Annotated in this window: 12 protein-coding genes and 5 pseudogenes; 6 read left to right on the forward strand and 11 right to left on the reverse strand. The window is 71.0% G+C overall.

Going from position 1 to position 19,371, the window contains the following annotated elements; genetic code table 11:
- The first annotated feature begins 69 nt into the window (after positions 1-69).
- Both AB0L56_RS18545 and AB0L56_RS18550 read left to right on the forward strand, forming a co-directional pair.
- Positions 70-1,452 carry a glycine--tRNA ligase gene (locus AB0L56_RS18545; protein ID WP_361022926.1) on the forward strand — a complete coding sequence of 461 codons (1,383 nt, stop codon included), beginning with the start codon at positions 70-72 and terminating at the stop codon, positions 1,450-1,452.
- A gap of 122 nt (positions 1,453-1,574) precedes the next feature.
- Positions 1,575-1,691, forward strand: a pseudogene (locus AB0L56_RS18550) (LysE family translocator); the annotation flags it as partial.
- Between the two features lie 116 nt (positions 1,692-1,807).
- Here AB0L56_RS18550 and AB0L56_RS18555 read toward each other — a convergent pair.
- The 3 genes and pseudogenes from AB0L56_RS18555 to AB0L56_RS18565 all read right to left on the reverse strand — a co-directional run.
- Positions 1,808-2,026 (reverse strand): annotated as a pseudogene (locus AB0L56_RS18555) (LysE family transporter); the annotation flags it as partial.
- 84 nt (positions 2,027-2,110) lie between these two features.
- Positions 2,111-2,350 (reverse strand): hypothetical protein, encoded by a 240-nt coding sequence (locus tag AB0L56_RS18560; RefSeq protein WP_361022923.1) that lies wholly within the window; start codon positions 2,348-2,350, stop codon positions 2,111-2,113.
- A 103-nt stretch (positions 2,351-2,453) separates the two neighbouring features.
- Positions 2,454-3,905, reverse strand: coding sequence for an MFS transporter (locus AB0L56_RS18565; protein ID WP_365424547.1), 1,452 nt, complete (start codon positions 3,903-3,905; stop codon positions 2,454-2,456).
- Between the two features lie 94 nt (positions 3,906-3,999).
- Here AB0L56_RS18565 and dusB point away from each other — a divergent pair, with 94 nt between their 5' ends.
- Entirely contained in the window at positions 4,000-5,169 is a 1,170-nt protein-coding gene (dusB, locus tag AB0L56_RS18570) for a tRNA dihydrouridine synthase DusB (protein WP_365424549.1), read from the forward strand.
- Here the strand turns inward: dusB and AB0L56_RS18575 are convergent, their stop codons facing one another.
- A complete protein-coding gene (locus tag AB0L56_RS18575; protein ID WP_365424653.1) occupies positions 5,170-6,819 on the reverse strand; it encodes a CDP-alcohol phosphatidyltransferase in 1,650 nt (549 codons plus the stop codon).
- 625 nt (positions 6,820-7,444) lie between these two features.
- Between AB0L56_RS18575 and ppdK the strand changes: the two genes are divergently transcribed.
- Complete coding sequence (gene ppdK / locus AB0L56_RS18580; RefSeq protein ID WP_361022914.1) at positions 7,445-10,138, forward strand: pyruvate, phosphate dikinase; 2,694 nt, start codon at positions 7,445-7,447, stop codon at positions 10,136-10,138.
- Positions 10,139-10,172: 34 nt separating this feature from the next.
- Here the strand turns inward: ppdK and AB0L56_RS18585 are convergent, their stop codons facing one another.
- The 4 genes and pseudogenes from AB0L56_RS18585 to AB0L56_RS18600 form a co-directional block, all read right to left on the reverse strand.
- Complete coding sequence (locus AB0L56_RS18585) at positions 10,173-10,577, reverse strand: hypothetical protein (RefSeq protein ID WP_365424552.1); 405 nt, start codon at positions 10,575-10,577, stop codon at positions 10,173-10,175.
- A 93-nt stretch (positions 10,578-10,670) separates the two neighbouring features.
- Positions 10,671-11,874 (reverse strand): annotated as a pseudogene (locus AB0L56_RS18590) (helix-turn-helix transcriptional regulator).
- A gap of 165 nt (positions 11,875-12,039) precedes the next feature.
- Positions 12,040-12,444 (reverse strand): LAETG motif-containing sortase-dependent surface protein, encoded by a 405-nt coding sequence (locus AB0L56_RS18595; protein ID WP_365424554.1) that lies wholly within the window; start codon positions 12,442-12,444, stop codon positions 12,040-12,042.
- A gap of 57 nt (positions 12,445-12,501) precedes the next feature.
- A pseudogene (locus AB0L56_RS18600) lies at positions 12,502-13,600 on the reverse strand (HAMP domain-containing sensor histidine kinase); the annotation flags it as partial.
- A 2-nt stretch (positions 13,601-13,602) separates the two neighbouring features.
- Between AB0L56_RS18600 and AB0L56_RS18605 the strand changes: the two are divergent.
- Positions 13,603-14,071 (forward strand): annotated as a pseudogene (locus AB0L56_RS18605) (SulP family inorganic anion transporter); the annotation flags it as partial.
- Between the two features lie 45 nt (positions 14,072-14,116).
- Here AB0L56_RS18605 and nirD read toward each other — a convergent pair.
- From nirD to AB0L56_RS18620, 3 genes are read right to left on the reverse strand one after another with little or no spacing between them, the layout of a single operon-like run.
- Positions 14,117-14,467 carry a nitrite reductase small subunit NirD gene (gene nirD / locus AB0L56_RS18610; protein WP_365424556.1) on the reverse strand — a complete coding sequence of 117 codons (351 nt, stop codon included), beginning with the start codon at positions 14,465-14,467 and terminating at the stop codon, positions 14,117-14,119.
- Positions 14,464-17,061 carry a nitrite reductase large subunit NirB gene (nirB, locus tag AB0L56_RS18615; protein ID WP_365424558.1) on the reverse strand — a complete coding sequence of 866 codons (2,598 nt, stop codon included), beginning with the start codon at positions 17,059-17,061 and terminating at the stop codon, positions 14,464-14,466. Before nirB ends, nirD begins: the two co-directional genes overlap by 4 nt.
- Positions 17,061-18,278 carry an FAD-dependent oxidoreductase gene (locus tag AB0L56_RS18620; RefSeq protein WP_365424560.1) on the reverse strand — a complete coding sequence of 406 codons (1,218 nt, stop codon included), beginning with the start codon at positions 18,276-18,278 and terminating at the stop codon, positions 17,061-17,063. Before AB0L56_RS18620 ends, nirB begins: the two co-directional genes overlap by 1 nt.
- A gap of 200 nt (positions 18,279-18,478) precedes the next feature.
- Between AB0L56_RS18620 and AB0L56_RS18625 the strand changes: the two genes are divergently transcribed.
- Positions 18,479-19,261 (forward strand): sulfite exporter TauE/SafE family protein, encoded by a 783-nt coding sequence (locus AB0L56_RS18625; RefSeq protein ID WP_365424562.1) that lies wholly within the window; start codon positions 18,479-18,481, stop codon positions 19,259-19,261.
- Positions 19,262-19,371 lie beyond the last annotated feature (110 nt).

Here is a 19,371-nt window from a genome sequence, read left to right on the forward strand (position 1 = left end):
CCGGTAGCCTGAGAACTTCGCTGGAAGCAATCTCGCTTCGTCGCCCGTCGTCGTAATGAAGAGAGCACCGTGGCCGCCGACAAGATCGACACCATCGTCAGCCTGAGCAAGCGCCGTGGCTTCGTATTCCCCAGTAGTGAGATCTACGGCGGCACGAAGGCCGCCTGGGACTACGGACCGCTGGGTGTCGAGCTCAAGGAGAACCTGAAGCGCCAGTGGTGGCGCTACATGGTCACCTCGCGCGAGGACGTGGTCGGTATCGACTCCTCCGTGATCCTGGCCCCGGACGTGTGGGTCGCCTCCGGTCACGTCGCCACCTTCACGGACCCGCTGACCGAGTGCACCTCCTGCCACAAGCGGTTCCGCGCGGACCACCTGGAGGAGGCGTACGAGGAGAAGAAGGGCCGCGCCCCGGAGAACGGCCTCGCCGACATCAACTGCCCCAACTGTGGCAACAAGGGCACCTTCACCGAGCCCAAGCAGTTCTCGGGCCTGCTCGCCACCCACCTCGGCCCGACGCAGGACTCCGGCTCCATCGCCTACCTGCGCCCCGAGACCGCCCAGGGCATCTTCACCAACTTCGCCCAGGTGCAGACCACTTCGCGGCGCAAGCCGCCGTTCGGCATCGCCCAGATGGGCAAGTCCTTCCGCAACGAGATCACGCCCGGCAACTTCATCTTCCGCACCCGCGAGTTCGAGCAGATGGAGATGGAGTTCTTCGTCAAGCCGGGCGAGGACGAGAAGTGGCAGGAGTACTGGATGGAGCAGCGCTGGAACTGGTACACCGGTCTCGGCCTGCGCGAGGAGAACATGCGGTGGTACGAGCACCCGAAGGAGAAGCTCTCCCACTACTCCAAGCGCACCGCTGACATCGAGTACCGCTTCCAGTTCGGCGGCAGCGAGTGGGGCGAGCTCGAGGGCGTCGCCAACCGCACCGACTTCGACCTCTCCGCCCACGCCAAGGCCTCCGGCCAGGACCTGGCCTACTACGACCAGGAGGCCGGCGAGCGCTGGACGCCGTACGTCATCGAGCCGGCGGCCGGTGTCGGCCGGGCGATGCTCGCCTTCCTGCTCGACGCCTATGTCGAGGACGAGGCGCCCAACGCCAAGGGCAAGATGGAGAAGCGGACCGTGCTGCGGCTCGACCCCCGCCTGGCGCCGGTGAAGGTGGCCGTCCTCCCGCTGTCCCGCAACGCGGAGCTGTCGCCGAAGGCCAAGGGGCTCGCGCAGTCGCTGCGTCAGCACTGGAACATCGAGTTCGACGACGCCGGCGCGATCGGCCGCCGCTACCGCCGCCAGGACGAGATCGGTACGCCGTTCTGCGTCACCGTCGACTTCGACACGCTCGACGACAACGCGGTGACCGTGCGTGAGCGCGACACGATGAAGCAGGAGCGCGTCTCGCTGGACCAGATCGAGGGCTACCTGGCCTCGCGTCTGCTCGGCTGCTGACGACCGGCCGCCGAGGCACCCCCCGTCCGGGGGGCTCCCCGACGGCCGACGCCGATGGGTCCCCGATACAGCCACCGAAGTGGTCCTGTGTCGGGGACCGTCGTGCGTCCAGGGTGGATGCCATGAGCATCGCCTTCCTGCCGACCACCCCCGGCACCGGGGTCGTCCACACGCTCGCCGCCGCCCTCTCGCGCGTCCGCCGGGCGAGCGCCGTCGCGGCGCTCGCCTGCACCCTCGGGACCTGTCGTCTTCGCCGGGTATGGGATCCTCGCGGCCTCCGTGCGCGACCACGTCGTCTCCCGGCCGCGGGTGAGGGAGGGGCTGCGGCGGAGCTTCGCGGGGGAAGGCGAAGAAGAAGCGTCAGCTTCGGGTTGAGGATGTTGATCAGTACGCCGTGCACGATCACCCGTCCCGTCGAGACGGGCGCGGCCGGGTCGTCCACCGTGATCGACTCCTTGTCCCGGAGCGTGGCCTAGGCCATGTACAGCAGGTAGGCGACGCTGGCGTACTTGAGGACCTGGAAGGCGGTGGCACTGGCCTGCAGCAGCGCGGCAACGCCGGTGACCGTGGCCAGCGGAGCATGAAGACGCTGCCGAGCGCTAGCATGCGCGGCGTTGTCGCGCTGAGGGTGAAGCTCGTGTTCACCGCGCGGTGAGTGTCACCGGCCCCTGGCCCGGTCCGGGGTTCGCGTGGCCGTCGGGTCCACCGTCGCCTGGTGCGCGTCGGCCAGGTGGTCCTGCGCCTGCAGCCTGAGCCGGGGCAGGAACGGGGCGCCCCGGCGCCAGCCGCACGTGTCGCAGCTGAGCGTGCGCCACGCGCCGCCGCGCCGCACCCGCACGACGTGCTCGCGGCCGTGGAGATCCCAGCGGCTGACCTTGCCCGGGTCGGTCTGCGACATGGCCCCTCCGGCCTTCCGGCATCCGCGTCGTCGTTCTTGTCGTTCCGACGACAAGGAGTGTGCGGCAAGAGCGAGGCCGGCAGGGCGGGAATCGGTCACCGCGTCAGCGCCGCGCGCCCACTCCCGCGGCCTGGCGGAGCTCCGCCGACTCCAGCCGCTCGGCCGTCCGCCGAGCCGTCCCGCGGGCCCAGCGGCCTGAGGTCGCCGCGCCCACCACCAGGACCGCGAACCCGCAGCCGGCGATGATCCACCAGCCGGGCCGGGCCGCCGCCACGAAGGTGTCCGCGTACGAGGACGAGCCCACCCCGGCCGCCAGCACCGCGCCGACCACCGCGACCCCCAGCGCCTGGCCCAGCTGACGGCTGGTGGACGCGACCGCCGAGGCCACCCCTGCCTGGGCGGCCGGCATGCCGGAGACGGCGGTGTTGGTGATGGGGGCGTTGACGAAGCCGAAGCCGACGCCGAACAGGACGTAGCCGAGGAACAGCGTCGGGTTCGCCGTCTCGGCCTCGAGGACGGCGAACAGCAGCCCGCTCACCGTCATCGCGCCGCCCGCGACCAGCAGCGGCAGGCGGGGGCCCCGGCCGCCGACCAGCCGGCCGGAGAGCGGAGCGCACAGGAAGGTGGGCACGGCCATGGGGAGCATCCACAGACCGGCGTCGAGGGCGCTCAGGCCCCGGACGTTCTGCAGATACAGGGTGGACAGGAACAGGAACCCGCCGAGCGCCGCGAACGCGCTGACCGCGATCACGGTGGCCCCGCTGAACGGCGCCGAACGGAAGAAGCGCAGGTCGATGAGGGGTTCGCGGCGGCGGGACTCGTACCACAGGAGGGCGGTCAGGGCCGCGAGCGCAAGGCCGGCGAAGGGCGCGGCCGTCGGCAGGCCGGCGTGCGGGGCCTCGATGATCGCGTACGTCAGGGAGCCGAACAAGGCGATGACCAGGAGCTGGCCGACCGGGTCGGGGCGGCGGGCCCGGGGCGCGCGGGACTCCGGGACGAAGCGCAGGGTCAGCAGGAGGGCGGCGAGGCCCACCGGCAGGTTGATCCAGAAGATCGAGCGCCAGCCGACCGACTCCACCAGCAGGCCGCCGACCAGCGGACCGGCGGCCATCGAGATGCCGACGACCGCGCCCCACGCGCCGATCGCGCGGGCCCGCTCACGCGGGTCGGTGAAGGTGTTGGTGATGATCGACATGGCGACCGGGTTCAGCATCGAACCGCCCACCGCCTGCACCGCGCGGAAGGCGACCAGCGCCTCGAGGTTCGGGGCGAGCGAGCACAGCAGCGAGCCGAGGGAGAAGATCACCAGGCCCGCCATGAAGACCCGCTTGCGGCCGATCCGGTCGGCGGTGGAGCCGGCGAGCATCAGCAGCGACGCGAGGACGAGGGTGTAGGCGTCGATGGCCCATTGCAGGCCCGAGGTGGTGGTGCGCAGATCCCGCTGCAGGGAGGGCAGGGCGACGTTCAGGACGGTGTTGTCCAGGCTCACGATCAGCAGGCTGGTGCAGCAGATCGCGAGCACCAGGAGACGTCGGCCGTGGCTGAGCTCGGGCATGGTCCCATCGTAGGGTATTTCGATAGTGCGGTTAACTAATGAGTGTTACACGGTCACCGTGACGGGCGGCCCCGGCGTGCGGGACAATGGGCCAATGCCCACGCCCACATCCACGCCGGAACCGGCCCTGACGAACCCGTCCCTGCAGATCGGCCCGCACGCGGTGCGGCCGCCCGTCGTGCTCGCCCCCATGGCCGGGATCACCAACGCGCCCTTCCGCACCCTGTGCCGGGAGTTCAGCGGCGGCAAGGGCCTGTTCGTCAGTGAGATGATCACCACGCGGGCGCTGGTCGAACGGAACGACAAGACCATGCAGCTGATCAGGTTCGACGCGACCGAGAGGCCCCGCTCCATCCAGCTGTACGGCGTCGATCCGGCCACCGTCGGCAAGGCCGTCCGGATGATCGCGGAGGAGGACCTCGCCGACCACATCGACCTCAACTTCGGCTGCCCGGTCCCCAAGGTGACCCGCAAGGGCGGCGGCTCGGCCCTCCCGTACAAGCGGAACCTGCTGCGTTCCATCCTGCGCGAGGCGGTCGCCGGAGCCGGGGAGCTGCCGGTGACGATGAAGATGCGCAAGGGCATCGACGACGACCACCTGACCTACCTGGACGCCGGCCGGATCGCCGTCGAGGAGGGCGTGACCGCCATCGCGCTGCACGGCCGCACCGCGGCCCAGCACTACGGCGGCACCGCCGACTGGGACGCCATCGCCCGGCTGAAGGAGCATGTCCCGGAGATCCCGGTGCTCGGCAACGGCGACATCTGGTCGGCCGAGGACGCGCTAAGGATGGTGCGAGAGACGGGCTGCGACGGCGTGGTCGTGGGCCGCGGCTGCCTCGGCCGGCCGTGGCTGTTCGCGGACCTGGTGGCCGCCTTCGAGGGGCGCACCGACGCCTTCGTACGGCCCGCTCTGCGCGAGGTCGCCGACGTCATGGTCCGGCATGCCACGCTGCTCGGCGAGTGGATCGGTGACGAGTCCCGCGGCGTGATCGACTTCCGTAAGCATGTCGCCTGGTATCTGAAGGGCTTCGCGGTCGGCTCCGAGATGCGCAAGCGACTCGCGGTCACCTCCTCGCTGGAGGAGTTGCGGGCCGGGCTCGACGAACTGGACCTGGACCAGCCCTGGCCGGCAGGCGCCGACGGGCCCCGCGGCCGGACGTCCGGCAACAACCGCGTGGTGCTGCCGGACGGCTGGCTGAAGGACCCCTACGACTGCGCGGGCGTCGGCGAGGACGCGGAGCTCGACACCTCCGGCGGCTGATCAGCCCCCGGTGGGGTGCGGGACGGAGCCGAAGGCCGTCAGAAAGCGGTCGCGGAAGGAGCTCATCCGCCACACCGGCGCGTCCTTCGCGGGCCTGAGCCCCTCGGTCCAGTTCCAGCCGTCGGTCTTCGCCAGCACCTCCGGGTCCTTGGCGACGATCGTCACCGGCACGTCCCGGCTCGCGCCGTGGCCGCTGACCCGGGCGATGGGCTGGTGGTCGCCGAGGAAGACGAGCACGGTGTCGTCGGTGCCGTAGCGCTCCAGCCACTGGGTGAGGCTGGTGACCGAGTACTGGATCGACCTGCCGTACTCCCGCCGGGACGCGGCGGAGTCGGCGATGACGTCGGAGGACTTCTTCCCCGCCTTCTGGACGGCGTCGAACACCGAACCGTCGCCGAGGTCCTCCCAGTCGACCAGCTCGGGGATCGGCGCCCAGGGCTGGTGGCTGGAGGTGAGGATGATCTCCGACATCAGCGGCCTGTCGTGCTTCCTGCCGTGCTCCAGACGCTCGAACGCCTCCAGGGCGTACTGGTCCGGCATGGTCGACCAGCTGAACTTCGGCCCCCGGTAGCCCAGCTCGTTCGCGTCGTAGACCCGGTCGAGGCCGTACCACTCCGCCTCCGGCCAGGCCTTCCGCACACCCGGCATGATGCCGACGGTGTCCCAGGCGCCGGTTTTGCGGAACGCCTTGGTGAGGGTGAGGTGGTCGCCGTTGGTGACGGTGCGGTAGCGCTGCTGGTTGTCGATCCACAGGCCGGACATGGCCGTGGAGTGTCCCAGCCAGCTGCTGCCGCCGTACGTCGCCGAGGTGAGCCAACCGGAGCGCGCCCGGTAGCCGGCCCGCGCGAGCGCGGCGGTGCGGGCGTCGAGGGTGCGGGTGACGCCGGGGGCGATCGCCGGGTCCTCGACGGCGCTACGGCCGTAGCTCTCGATGAAGGCGATGACGACGTCCTTGCCGCGCAGGTCCGGCAGGAGACGGCTGGGGGGAGTGGCGCCGAAGGTGTCCGCCCGGGCCTCCTTCGCGAACGCCGCCTCGTCGCGCAGGGTGTTCACCACGCGCTCGGTCTGTCCCTTCACCGCCCCGGCGGCCCGGTCCGAGGCGACCGGCACACCGGCGATCTGCAGCCCCAGGGCGGTACAGGTGATCCACACGGTTCCCGCGATCAGCGCGCCCCGGGTGGCGCGGGCGCGGTGCCGGGCCAGCAGCTGGCCGAGCCGTACCGTCGCCAGCGCCATCAGGACCACGACGAGCAGGGCGAGGAGGACCGCGCCGACGGCCGCGGCGGTGGCCGCCGTACCGCCCATCGAGTCCTCGACGTAGGACAGGGCGTCGTCGAGGAGGCCCCAGTCGAGGACGATGTTGAAGCCCCGGCCCAGATACTCGGTGAACCCGATGTCCAGCAGGTTGAGCACGGTCAGGACGCCGAGGCCCGCCCCGTAGAGCGCGGCCACGACGATGCGGGGCCGGCGCGGCAGGGCGAGCAGCAGGACGGCACCGATGATCGCCTCGGCGGGGATGCCCGTGAAGCGGTTCGGACGCAGGGCCGAGGCGGAGTTCGGCAGCAGGAGGGCGCCGACGACGAGGACGGCGGCGAGGACGTGGACGGTCCGGCGGAGGGCGCGGGCTGCGGCGGGGTGCGCGTCACGCAGGGCGCGCAGGCGGGTGCGGGCACGTCCGAGGACACGTAGGGAGTCGGGCAACCCGGAGGTTCCTTCCGTACCGAGGCCGGCGAGGAGGCGGACCCGGCGTGGGGGTCCGGGTCCGCCGTCGTTTCGTACGGCCGTGCCGACCGGCGCGTTCATCCGACCGGTGACTTCGTGGTGCGGAGCGGGTGCCGGCTGCCCGCATGGTGAAATCCGGCGCGATGTGGCAGCGTGATTCTCGCCACCCTTGATAAGGGCTGCGCTCAGATGAGCGGATCTTGAGCGGCTGCACTTCTCAAAGGGCGGCACTCAGTGCCATCCCATGATCGTTCACCGAGCGAAATCAGACGTGGAGAATGCCGCTCATACGAGCACTCGGAGGACGGGTTGACGGGATGGTGTGTTCAAGAAGTGAAAACACTCGACGGTGACTGCTTGCCAAGCTTTGACTTTCAATCCGCTGGCGGGCGAGTGGTTACAGGCACATGACGCGCAAGTGGACGTACCCAGACGCCTTTGATCTGGGTACATTCCTCGCCGTCAGGGCAGCCACCGCGTCCTCGAGGAGTCGAGACCCGTGTCGGAAAACAAAGATCCCCACGTAGCTCAGCCGGGCACGAGCGTTGAGGGCGTGAAGTTCGTCTATGACTTCACCGAGGGCAACAAGGACCTCAAGGACCTGCTCGGCGGCAAGGGTGCCAACCTCGCCGAGATGACCAACCTGGGCCTTCCCGTCCCGCCCGGCTTCACCATCACCAGCGAGGCCTGCAAGACCTACCTCGACAGTGGCGAGGAGCCCGCGGCACTGCGTGACGAGGTCAGCGCGCACCTCGACGCCCTCGAGGCGAGGATGGGCAAGAAGCTCGGCCAGAGCGACGACCCCCTCCTCGTGTCGGTCCGCTCCGGGGCCAAGTTCTCGATGCCCGGCATGATGGACACCGTCCTCAACATCGGCCTGTCCGACAAGTCCGTGCAGGGACTGGCCAAGCAGGCCGGTGACGACCGGTTCGCCTGGGACTCCTACCGGCGCCTCATCCAGATGTTCGGCAAGACCGTCCTCGGCGTCGACGGCGAGCTGTTCGAGGACGCGCTGGAGGCCGCGAAGGCCGCCAAGAACGTCACCGTGGACACCGAGCTGGAGGCCGCCGACCTCAAGAAGCTCGTCACCAAGTTCAAGAAGATCGTCAAGACCGAGTGCGGCCGGGACTTCCCCCAGGACCCGCGCGAGCAGATGGACCTCGCCATCAAGGCGGTCTTCGACTCCTGGAACGGCGACCGCGCCAAGCTCTACCGCCGCCAGGAGCGCATCCCGCACGACCTGGGCACCGCCGTCAACGTCTGCTCGATGGTCTTCGGCAACCTCGGCCCCGACTCCGGCACCGGTGTCGCCTTCACCCGTGACCCCGCCTCCGGCCACCAGGGCGTCTACGGCGACTACCTGCAGAACGCGCAGGGCGAGGACGTGGTCGCGGGCATCCGCAACACCGTGCCGCTCGCCGAGCTGGAGCGGATCGACAAGAAGTCGTACGACCAGCTGATGCAGATCATGGAGACCCTGGAGAACCACTACAAGGATCTCTGCGACATCGAGTTCACCATCGAGCGCGGCCGGCTCTGGATGCTCCAGACCCGCGTCGGCAAGCGCACCGCGGGCGCGGCCTTCCGCATCGCCACCCAGCTGGTGGACCAGGGCCTGATCGACGAGGCCGAGGCCCTCACCCGGGTCAACGGCGCCCAGCTCGCCCAGCTGATGTTCCCGCGTTTCGACGACGGCGCCAAGGTCGAGCAGGTCGGCCGGGGCATCGCCGCCTCCCCGGGCGCGGCGGTCGGCAAGGCGGTGTTCGACTCCTACACCGCCGTGAAGTGGTCCCGTTCCGGCGAGAAGGTCATCCTGATCCGCCGCGAGACCAACCCCGACGACCTCGACGGCATGATCGCCGCCGAGGGCATCCTCACCTCGCGCGGCGGCAAGACCTCGCACGCGGCCGTCGTCGCCCGCGGCATGGGCAAGACCTGTGTCTGCGGCGCCGAGGAGCTCGAGGTCGACACCAAGCGCCGGCGGATGACCGTACCCGGCGGGCACGTCGTGGAGGAGGGCGACGTCGTCTCCATCGACGGGTCCTCCGGCAAGGTCTACCTCGGCGAGGTGCCGGTCGTCCCGTCACCGGTCGTCGAGTACTTCGAGGGCCGGATGCACCCGGGCGCCGACGACGCCGACGAGCTCGTCGAGGCCGTACACCGGATGATGGCCTTCGCCGACCGCAAGCGCCGGCTGCGGGTGCGGGCCAACGCCGACAACGCCGAGGACGCGCTGCGCGCCCGCCGCTTCGGCGCCCAGGGCATCGGCCTGTGCCGCACCGAGCACATGTTCCTCGGCGACCGCCGTGAACTGGTCGAACGCCTGATCCTCGCCGACACCGAGGCCGAGCGCGAGGAGTCCCTCAAGGCTCTGCTCCCGCTGCAGAAGCGGGACTTCGTCGAGCTGTTCGAGGCGATGGACGGCCTCCCGGTCACCGTCCGCCTGCTCGACCCGCCGCTGCACGAGTTCCTCCCCGACATCACCGAACTGTCGGTCCGCGTCGCCCTCGCCGAGTCCCGGCAGGAGCCGCACGAGAACGAACTGCGGCTGCTCCAGGCCGTGCACCGGCTGCACGAGCAGAACCCGATGCTGGGACTGCGCGGCGTCCGCCTCGGTCTGGTCATCCCCGGGCTGTTCACCATGCAGGTGCGGGCCATCGCGGAGGCCGCGGCCGAACGCAAGGCCGCCAAGGGCGACCCCCGCGCGGAGATCATGATCCCGCTGGTCGGCACGGTCCAGGAGCTGGAGATCGTCCGCGAGGAGGCCGACAAGGTCATCACCGAGGTCGAGGAGGCCTCCGGCACCTCGCTGAAGCTCGCCATCGGCACGATGATCGAGCTGCCGCGCGCCGCGCTGACCGCCGGTCAGATCGCCGAGGCGGCCGAGTTCTTCTCCTTCGGCACCAACGACCTCACCCAGACGGTCTGGGGCTTCTCCCGGGACGACGTGGAGGCCTCGTTCTTCACGGCCTACCTGGAGAAGGGCATCTTCGGGGTGTCGCCGTTCGAGACGATCGACAAGGACGGCGTCGGCTCCCTGGTGAAGCTCGCCGCCAAGGCCGGCCGCGAGACCCGCCCCGACCTGAAGCTCGGCGTCTGCGGCGAACACGGCGGCGACCCGGAGTCCGTCCACTTCTTCCACGAGGCCGGCCTGGACTACGTCTCGTGCTCCCCGTTCCGCATCCCGGTCGCCCGCCTGGAGGCCGGCCGCGCGGCGGTCACCTCGACGGGCAGCGACCACCGCTAAAGCCCCGGAGCCGTTGCCTGTCACCCGACCACCCTCACCGATCGGCAACGGCCCCGGCCCACGAAGGGAAGAGCGGCACCCGTGCGGGGGTGCCGCTCTTCGTGAGCACGGCACCGGCTTCGCCCTTCCTGACGCGCTCGATGGCCTGCCGCAGACCGTCACGCCCCTGCGGCGGCAGCAGACCCGCGCGTTCCTCGATCACGTCGGTGATCTGCCGGCCGAACGCGTTCGCGTACTCCGTGCACTCCTTGAGGGGAGTCGCGAAGTCGGTGTGGGGAGCACCGCACAGGTAGATCACGCAGCGGAACCGCTCGACCCTCGCGACGTCGCCCGCGTGACCGGCCGCCGCGTCCGCCAGCGCCTGGCGCCGCCTCGCATCGCCCACGGTTCGGCGGGGCCGAGCTTGCTCCCGCCGCTGCTCACTCCGAAAACTGACCATATATCAAGTGTGGTCACTCGCTTACGGTGAGTGAAGTGACGGGCGTACGACCGGGAGGAGTTGCCCGATCCGCGCTCCTACGCTCCGTAGGGGCTACGCGATCAAAGGGACGCCGATGAGTTCGCTGATGCTGCGCACGCGGGCCGTGCTGACTTTCGCGAGGCGTTTGCCGATGACGCCGGGGAGCGCCTGGTGCCTGACCCACTCGGGTGCGTCGAGGCCCACCTCGATCAGGGTGTCGGCGGCCCGGTCGTACGGTTTCGCTTCGCACTGGGCCAAGGCGACGTCAAGTTTGTAGCGGTTGCGGGCGAGTTTGGGCATGGAGGGAGGCAACTCCGTACGCGCGGCCAACTGCAGCGCCCTTCCGTGGTTGCCCAGCGCGACAGCGATCCCCACGGCCTCGGTGTTCGCCGACGTGGGTCCGAAATGCGTGCCGTACAGTTCCTCGTCGCTGCCGAGCCGAGCCGCCGCCGCGTGGGCCTGTGACAGGTAGTCGTCGGCGGACGGGGAGTCTCCCCTGCGTGAGGCGGCCACGCCGGCGGAGATCATCAGCCGTCCGTAGGCGAGCAATTGGGGGCGGGAGGCCTTGCTGAACGACGGCTCGATGCGCAGCGCCGCCTTCTCGGCGACGGCGACAGCGCGCGGGACCTGGGCACTCCGCAGGTAGATCCATGACAGCGTCGACTCCAGGAGCGCGGTGAGGACCTCGTCGCCGGAGTCGTCCGCCAAGTAGCGTGCGGAGGTGAGCGCGCTCAGTGCGAGGTCCCGCTTGCCCAGGAGGATCGCGGCCGAGGAAGCGAACTGGTAGGTGCTCGCCAGTATCGAGCCCAGCTGTTCGCGTTCGCGTCCGGTGGCCTGCGCGTGCCGGACGCGCCCTTCGAGCAGCACTTTGGCGGCGAGTTCGCCGAACTCCTCGTAGGAGCCCCGCCAGTAGGCAGCGCACACGCGGTCATGGGCGGACGACAGTTCGGCGAGCGAACTCGGTTCCTCGACGCTGTCCCACATGCCGAGGGCGCTGTCGTGGACGGCGTCCGAGAGCCGCCGCACGGTGGCTCGCGTGCCCTGGTCCATCCCCCGGCGCGGAGCCTGCTGCCCCAGGATCACCGACACGTCCGTGTTGAGCGCGTGGGCGAGTTTGAGGAGGGGAGCCGATGGACAGTTCGCCCCGGTCCTGCTCGGCCTTTTGAACCAGCGCCAGGGACAGGCCCGCCGCGTCGGCGAGTCCCTGCTGGGTCAGGTCGGAACCCCGGAGGTGCTTGAGGCGCTTGCCGTTCGTCAGGTCGGCCCAGTTGCTCACGGTCACCCCAGTGCGCTGGCTCAGGCTGCTGTCCTTCGATGGTAGGCCCCGTTGCAGGGCCCGGAGCCAGACTCACGGAGCCGCGGGTGGAGGGCGGAACGCTGCACAGATGGCGTTCCGTCAGGGGGAGCCGGTCGTTGCACCGGCTCCCCGGGTGTGCGGGGGTCAGTTGTTCCCGCGGCGCTTGCGGGTTGTGATGATCAGGGCGCCGCCCAGGAGGATGACGGCTGCGCCGCCTGCGGCGATGTAGGGGGTGGTGTTGTTGCCGCCGGTTTCGGCGAGGTCGGTGGCGTCGGCGGTGGTCTTCGGGTCCTTGGCGGTGTCCGGGGCGGTCTCCTCGTGGGGCTTGAAGTCGGCCGGGGGCTGGTCGCAGCCGATGCCGTCGTTGTCGCGGTCCAGGTGCTTGCCGTAGTGGTCGTCGCCCTTGGTGATGTTGCTGTACCCGTTGTCGTACGCGTCGGTGCAGTTCTTGAACGGGTGGTTGCCGTCGTGGGCCACGGCCGTGGCCGGAACGGCGGCCAGGGCGAGGGCGGTGAGGATCGCGGCGGCGGAGGTACGGAACGGGTTCATGGTGAGAAGCCCCCCAGATCGGGCGTATGCGTGTGCTTGAGTACGAGGGTGCTGAAGCTACTGGGGTGCGGGTGGTGTGTCGGGGATATGAAGGTCCTGTGATACGAACGTGACGTGACCGGAGGGTAGCTCTCCGCTACGGCAGAGGGAGGGGAGGGCTCTTCCGCGAGGGAGTGCGCCGTTCGAGGGCGGGGCCGCGGGGAGGAAGCCGATCACCGCGTCCAGTCCGCCCGTCGCCGCCGTGTGCAGGGACGCTTCGCCGCCGCCGGTGTGGGCGAGGCGCTGGACCAGGGCGAGGCCGAGGCCGGTGCCGCCCTTGGGGGCGCCCGGCGCGCGCCAGAAGCGGTCGAAGGCCCGGGCCCGCTGCTCGGCGGTCATCCCGGGGCCATCGTCGGTGACGTGCAGGTCGACCCGGCGGGGGCGGCTGTCGCGCAGGGTGCGGCGGGCCGGTGTGCGCAGCCGCAGTTCGATGGTGACCGAGCTGCCGGCGGGCGAGGCCCGCAGGGCGTTGGACAGGAGGTTGTCCAGGATCTGCTCGACGGCCCCCGGCACCGCCAGCACGGGCCCCACACGGCCCGCGAACAGCACCAGGGACACGTCCTGCCGGGCGAACACCGGCATCCACGAGGCATGCCGTTCCGCGCAGACCGCGCCCACGTCCACCGGGACGGGGGTGGCGGCGCGCTCCTCCAAGGCGGGCCATCGCCGGCAGGGCCTCGACCATGCGGGCCAGCCGGTCCGTCTCGGTCAGCGCGGCTTCGAGGTTGCCCCGGGCGCGTGCGGAAACATGCGGCTCCAGGTTCTCCAGTCGCAGCCGCAGTGCCGCGAGGGGGGTCTTCAGCTGGTGCGAGTCCTCACCGGCGAACGCCCGCTGGGAGGAGTGGAGATGGGCGAGCCGGGCCGCCGTGCGGTTGAACGCGGCGGCCAGGGAGCGCACTTCGGGCGGCCCCTTGGTGACCGGCACCGGCGCGAACCTGCCCCCGTCCGCCAGCGCGTGGGTGGCGCGCTCCAGTTGCCGGATGGGCCGCCCCGCCCAGCGGGCGAAGGCGAAGCCCACCACGGCGACCGCCGTGAGGACGCCGAGCCCGCCGAGGCCGAGCAGCAGCCACACCCGGCGCACCCGTGCGTGGACCGTCCATGTGGGCACCGTCAGCCGTGGTGGTCATCGTGGCGACCGCACTGCTGGAGGGGGTGCTCGTCGGTCTCGCGGCCGGGATCCTGCTGGCCGCGCTGCGCATGTCGCAGACGGTGATCCGGCACCACGCGGAAGAGGACACGGCCAAGGTTGTTATGGCCGGCAACGCCACCTTCCTGCGGCTGCCCAAGGTCATCGAGGCGCTGGAGTCCGCCGCCGTCTCCGGCAAGCCGCGGATCCGGCTCGACCTCACTGGCGTCACCCATCTTGGACCACGCCTGCCGCAACCAGGTCGAGGAGTTCACCGCGCAGCAGCGCGGCAAAGGGCTGCGGGTGGAACTGCTGATGCCGGGTCCGGCCCGAGCGGGGACGGCCCCGCACCCGGCCCACGAGGCGCCGCCCCGGCCGCCCGCCCCCGACGCCGAGTGGTTCTACCTCGACCTCCGGCCCCAGCCGGAGGAGTATGCGGGCCGCCCGCCGCTCAGGGGCTGAGACCGGCCAACCACCCGGCAGGACGTCGACAGGCGCCCCGCTGGGTCAGGCCGCCTTCACCTCGTACGCCGTCACCCGCACCGCCTCGTCGTCCAGGCACTGCCCCGACTCCAGGTCGAAGCGCTGCTTCAGCAGCGGCGAGGCGACGAAGGGACGCCCCCGGTCGGTGCCGGTCAGGCCCCGGGAGAGGACCGCGGCGCCGGTGAAGGGGTCGCGGTTGTCGATGGCGTAGAGGCGGCCGGTGCGGTCGGCGAATACGGCGACCTGGCGGCCGTCGGGGAGGAGGGCGGCCACTCCGCGGCCCGGGAGCAGCGCGCTCAGATCGCAGACCGTGAACCAGTCGTTGGCGAGGCGGAGTTGAACCTTCAGATCGGTGGTCTCCAGGGTCAGGGTCATCGTATGGCGCTTCCTTCCAGGATGTCGTCGGCGGGTCGCAGGCCGATGTTCAGCAGCGGCAGGTCGGGCTTCATCTGGTCGCGCTCCGGCACGAAGGCGACCACCGGGTCGGGGGTGTCGGGGGCGTTCACGAAGGACACGAAGCGGGCCAGCTTCTCCGGGTCGTTGACGGTCTCGGCCCACTCGTCGCGGTAGTGCGAGACATGGGCGGCCATCAGCGCCTCCAGCTCGTCGCAGATGCCGAGCGCGTCATGGACGACCACGTCCCGTACGTGGTCCAGGCCGCCGGGGATCCGGTCCAGCCAGACGCTGGTGCGCTCCAGGCGGTCGGCGGTGCGGATGTAGAACATCAGGAACCGGTCGACCAGGCGGACCAGTTCGGCGTCGGAGAGGTCCTGCGCGAGCAGGTCGGCGTGGCGCGGCGTGGCGCCGCCGTTGCCGCCGACGTACAGGTTCCAGCCGTGGGCTGTGGCGATGACGCCGAAGTCCTTGGACTGCGCCTCCGCGCACTCGCGCTGGCAGCCGGAGACCGCCGACTTGAGCTTGTGCGGGGAGCGCAGCCCCCGGTAGCGCAGCTCCAGGTCGATCGCCATGCGGACGGAGTCCTGGACGCCGTACCGGCACCAGGTCTGCCCGACGCAGGACTTCACGGTGCGCAGCGACTTGCCGTAGGCGTGGCCGGACTCGAACCCGGCGTCCACCAGCCGGGCCCAGATCACCGGGAGTTGTTCCACCCGCGCGCCGAACATGTCGATCCGCTGACCGCCGGTGATCTTCGTGTAGAGGCCGAAGTCGCGGGCGATCTCACCGATGACGATCAGCTTCTCCGGGGCGATCTCGCCGCCGGGGATGCGCGGCACGACCGAGTACGAGCCGTTCTTCTGCAGATTGGCCAGGAAATGGTCGTTGGTGTCCTGCAGGGCGGCCTGTTCGCCGTCGAGGACGTAAGTGCTGGCACCGATCGTCGGGGCGAGGGAGGCGATGATCGAGCCGACCGCGGGCTTGCAGACCTCGCAGCCGTCACCGCCCCGGGCGGCCTCCCGGCCGTGCCGGTCGAGCAGCTCACGGAAGGAGGTGATGCCCAAGGCCAGGACAATCTCGTACAACTCCTCGCGGGTCCGGGAGAAGCAGGCGCACAGGCCCTTGTCGACCTCGACGCCGCCGGCCTCCAGCTCGGCGTTGACCAACTGGCCCAGCACCTTGACGCAACTTCCGCAGCCGGTACCGGCCTTGGTGCACTCCTTCACCTCGGGCACGGTGGTGCACCTGTGCTCGGTGACCGCGCCGCGGATGGTGCCCTTGGTGACGTTGTGGCAGGAGCAGACGACGGCGTCGTCGGGCAGCGCGGACGGGCCCAGCTGGACCGGGGCCCCGGCGCCCGCGGGCAGCACCAGCGCCTCCGGGGCGACCGGCGGCACCGAGCCGGTGAAGGCCCGCAGCGTGCCGTACGCCTCCGCGTCGCCGACCAGGATGCCACCGAGCAGCGTGCCATCGCGGCCGATGACCAGCTTCTTGTACAGGCCGGCGCGGGAGTCGGAGTAGACGACGTCCAGGCAGTCGTCGGCGGTGCCGTGCGCGTCGCCGAAGGACGCCACGTCCACTCCGAGCAGCTTCAGCTTGGTGGACAGGTCGGCGCCGGTGAACGACGAATCCTCCGCGGCGATGGTCGCGGCGGCCGTCTCCGCCTGCTCGTAGCCGGGCGCCACCAGGCCGTACACCCGGCCGTCGGCGGCCAGCGCGCACTCGCCGATGGCGAACACGTGCGGGTCGGTCACCGTGCGGCATTTCTCGTCCACCGCGATGCCGCCGCGCTCGCCGACGTCGAGGCCGCAGTCACGGGCCAGCTGGTCACGGGGGCGGACACCGGCGGAGAACACCACCATGTCGGTGGGGAGTTCGCTGCCGTCGGACAGTTTCATGCCGCTGACGGCGCCCCAGGCGTCGGTCAGGATCTCCTGTGTGCCCACGCCCGTGTGGACGCTCAGTCCCATGCCCTCGATGGTGCGCAGCAGCGCCGCGCCACCGCCCTCGTCGACCTGCACCGGCATCAGACGCGGCGCGAACTCCACGATGTGGGTGTTCAGCCCGAGCCCCTTGAGCGCGCCCGCCGCTTCCAGGCCGAGCAGACCGCCGCCGACCACGGCACCGGTCGTCGACGTCCGCGCGTACTCCTCGATCGCCAGCAGGTCCTCGATCGTGCGGTAGACGAAGCAGCCCGCGGCGTCCTTGTTCGGCACCGGCGGCACGAACGGGTAGGAGCCGGTGGCCAGAACCAGGATGTCGTAGCCGACGACCAGCCCGGAGCGCGCCGTCACCTTGCGCGCCGCACGGTCGACGGTCTCCGCCGGGTCCCCGACACGCAGCTCGATGCCGTGCGTCTCGATGAACGCCGAGTCCGTCAGGGACAGGTCCTCGGGGGTCTTCCCCGAGAAGTACGAGGTGAGCTGGACGCGGTCGTACGCCGGACGCGGCTCCTCGCACAGCACGACCACGCGGTGCGTGGCGGTCAGGCCGCGTTCGGCGAGCGCCTCCAGGAAACGCTGGCCGACCATGCCGTGGCCGATGAGCACGATGGTCGGTGTGTCCGTGGACATCAGGAGCCTCCGTCGTTGGTGAGCAGGTGGAGCAGCGGCCCGCCGGCGGAGGGGAGCGGCTCTGCTCCCTCCCAGGCACGCGCGAGGGCGCCGACGGTGCCGAGTTCGCCGACCAGGACCCCGCCGACCAGGCGGTCGTCACGGACGACGACCTTGCGGTAGGTGCCGCGGGTGGCGTCGGTGAGCTGGACGACGTCGTCGCCCGGACGTTCCTCGGTCTCGCCGAACGCGGCCAGGTCGAAGGGGCTGTCCGGCCCGGTGAGGGTGAGCCGGGTCAGGGAACGGGTGCCGGTGTAGCGAGCGGTGGTGTCCCCGGCGAGCAGCGCGGCGAGCGCGTCGGCCTGTTCCAGGGCCGGGGTGGCGAGCCCGTAGACCGTGCCGGCGTGCTCCGCGCAGTCGCCTACGGCGTGGATGTACGGGTCGGAGGTGCGCAGTTCGTCGTCGACGACGACGCCCTTGCGGACGTCGAGCCCGGCGGCCTGCGCGAGGCCGACCCTCGGGTGCACCCCGCAGGCCAGCACCACGAGGTCGGCGTCGAGGGCGTAGCCGTCGGCCATCTCCACCGGGCGGACCGCGCCCGCGACGCAGCGCACGTCCCGTACCCGGCACTCGGTGTGCACCTCCACACCGAGGCCGGTCAGATACCGCTCGATGAGTGCCGAGGCGGCCGGGTCGAGCCGACGTTCCATGAGCCGCCCGGCCTGCTGGGCAAGGACGACCTGCGCGCCGCGCACGGCGAGCGCGCGGGCCGCGGAGACACCGAGCAGCCCGCCCCCGACCACCACCGCCCGCACCCCCGGCCGTACCGCCTTGGCCAGGCCCAGGCAGTCGTCCATGGTGCGGAAGGCGTGCACGCCTTCGAACAATTCGTGGTCCGCGGTGAACAGGCCGCGCAGCGGTGGCAGTACCGGGTTGGAGCCGGTGGCCAGGACCAGCCGGTCGTATCCGATCACCGCGCCGTCGGCGCACGCGACGGTCCGCGCGGCGCGGTCGATGCCGGTCACCCGGGCCCGGGTCAGCTCCGCGGGCGCCGGCAGGGCGATCACCTCGGGGCTGTAGCGTCCGGCCAGCACCTCGGCGAGCAGCACCCTGTTGTACGGGCGGTGCTCCTCCTCGCCGATCAGCGTCACGGGCGTGCCCAGCTCGCCGAGCCGCCGGGCGAGTCGTACGCCCGCGAGGCCGGAGCCGATCACCACCACACGCTCAGTCGAGGTCATGTCCTGAGCGTGCGGTGCGGGTGTTACCCGGCAGCATCCCCTCTGTTTCCCGCGCGGAACGCTGCTCTCAGCGGCGGGCGGCGACACGTGTGAGGTGGACCCCGGCCCGGTGACGGGTCCAGCGGCCCGCCCCGGCCGCAACCTCAATAAACGCTCATCTTGATGGACGTACCATCTACCCCGTCCATAGGGTCGCGGTCATGCCCGACATCTCCCTGACCACGGTCGTCCTGCTCTGTCTGGCCGCCCTCGCCGCGGGCTGGATCGACGCCGTGGTCGGCGGCGGCGGGCTGCTGCTCCTGCCCGCCCTGCTGCTCGGGCTGCCCTCCGGGACACCGGCCGCGCACGCCCTGGGCACCAACAAGGCGGTCGCGATCGTCGGCACCACCGGCGCCGCGGTCACCTACGCCCGCAAGGCACCCGTCGACGTCAGGACCGCCGTACGCATCGGCATGGCCGCCCTCGCCGGATCGTCGGGCGGGGCCTTCTTCGCGGCCGGGATGAGCACCGAGGTCCTCAAACCGGTGATCATGGTGGTGCTGCTCGCCGTCGCCGCCTTCGTCATCCTGCGCCCCGCCTTCGGCACGGCACCCGCCACCGGCCCGGCCACCCGCCGCCAGATCCTCGCCGCGATCGGCCTCGGCGGCCTCGGCATCGGCTTCTACGACGGCCTGGTCGGCCCCGGCACCGGCACGTTCCTGGTCCTGGCGCTCACCGCCCTGCTCCACCTCGACCTCGTCACCGCCTCCGCCACCGCCAAGATCGTCAACTGCTGCACCAACGCCGGAGCCCTTGCGATGTTCGCCTGGCAGGGCGCGGTGCTGTGGCAACTGGCGGCGCTGATGGCGGTCTTCAACCTGGCCGGCGGCACGCTCGGCGCGCGCACGGCCCTGAAGAAGGGCAGCGGCTTCGTCCGCGTCGTCCTGCTGACGGTCGTCTTCGCGCTGGTGGCGAACCTGGCGTACGAACAGTGGCTGGCCTGAGCCGGACCCGGTGATCGGCCCGGCTGACGTGCTCCACGCACGCGCGTTAGGCTCCATCGCCGCTCCACGGCGCGGGCGGCCGGTGCTCGGAAGCACCGCACACCGCACAG

The organism is Streptomyces sp. NPDC052079 (assembly GCF_040680275.1).
GTDB lineage: Bacteria > Actinomycetota > Actinomycetes > Streptomycetales > Streptomycetaceae > Streptomyces.

Excerpts from the sequence above, each read along its gene's own strand:
- AB0L56_RS18585 (WP_365424552.1), bottom strand. The coding sequence starts at position 10,577 with ATGGTCAGTTTTCGGAGTGAGCAGCGGCGGGAGCAAGCTCGGCCCCGC.
- AB0L56_RS18625 (WP_365424562.1), top strand. The coding sequence starts at position 18,479 with ATGCCCGACATCTCCCTGACCACGGTCGTCCTGCTCTGTCTGGCCGCC.
- nirD (WP_365424556.1), bottom strand. The coding sequence starts at position 14,467 with ATGACCCTGACCCTGGAGACCACCGATCTGAAGGTTCAACTCCGCCTC.
- AB0L56_RS18595 (WP_365424554.1), bottom strand. The coding sequence starts at position 12,444 with ATGAACCCGTTCCGTACCTCCGCCGCCGCGATCCTCACCGCCCTCGCC.
- dusB (WP_365424549.1), top strand. The coding sequence starts at position 4,000 with ATGCCCACGCCCACATCCACGCCGGAACCGGCCCTGACGAACCCGTCC.
- nirB (WP_365424558.1), bottom strand. The coding sequence starts at position 17,061 with ATGTCCACGGACACACCGACCATCGTGCTCATCGGCCACGGCATGGTC.
- AB0L56_RS18620 (WP_365424560.1), bottom strand. The coding sequence starts at position 18,278 with ATGACCTCGACTGAGCGTGTGGTGGTGATCGGCTCCGGCCTCGCGGGC.
- AB0L56_RS18560 (WP_361022923.1), bottom strand. The coding sequence starts at position 2,350 with ATGTCGCAGACCGACCCGGGCAAGGTCAGCCGCTGGGATCTCCACGGC.
- AB0L56_RS18565 (WP_365424547.1), bottom strand. The coding sequence starts at position 3,905 with ATGCCCGAGCTCAGCCACGGCCGACGTCTCCTGGTGCTCGCGATCTGC.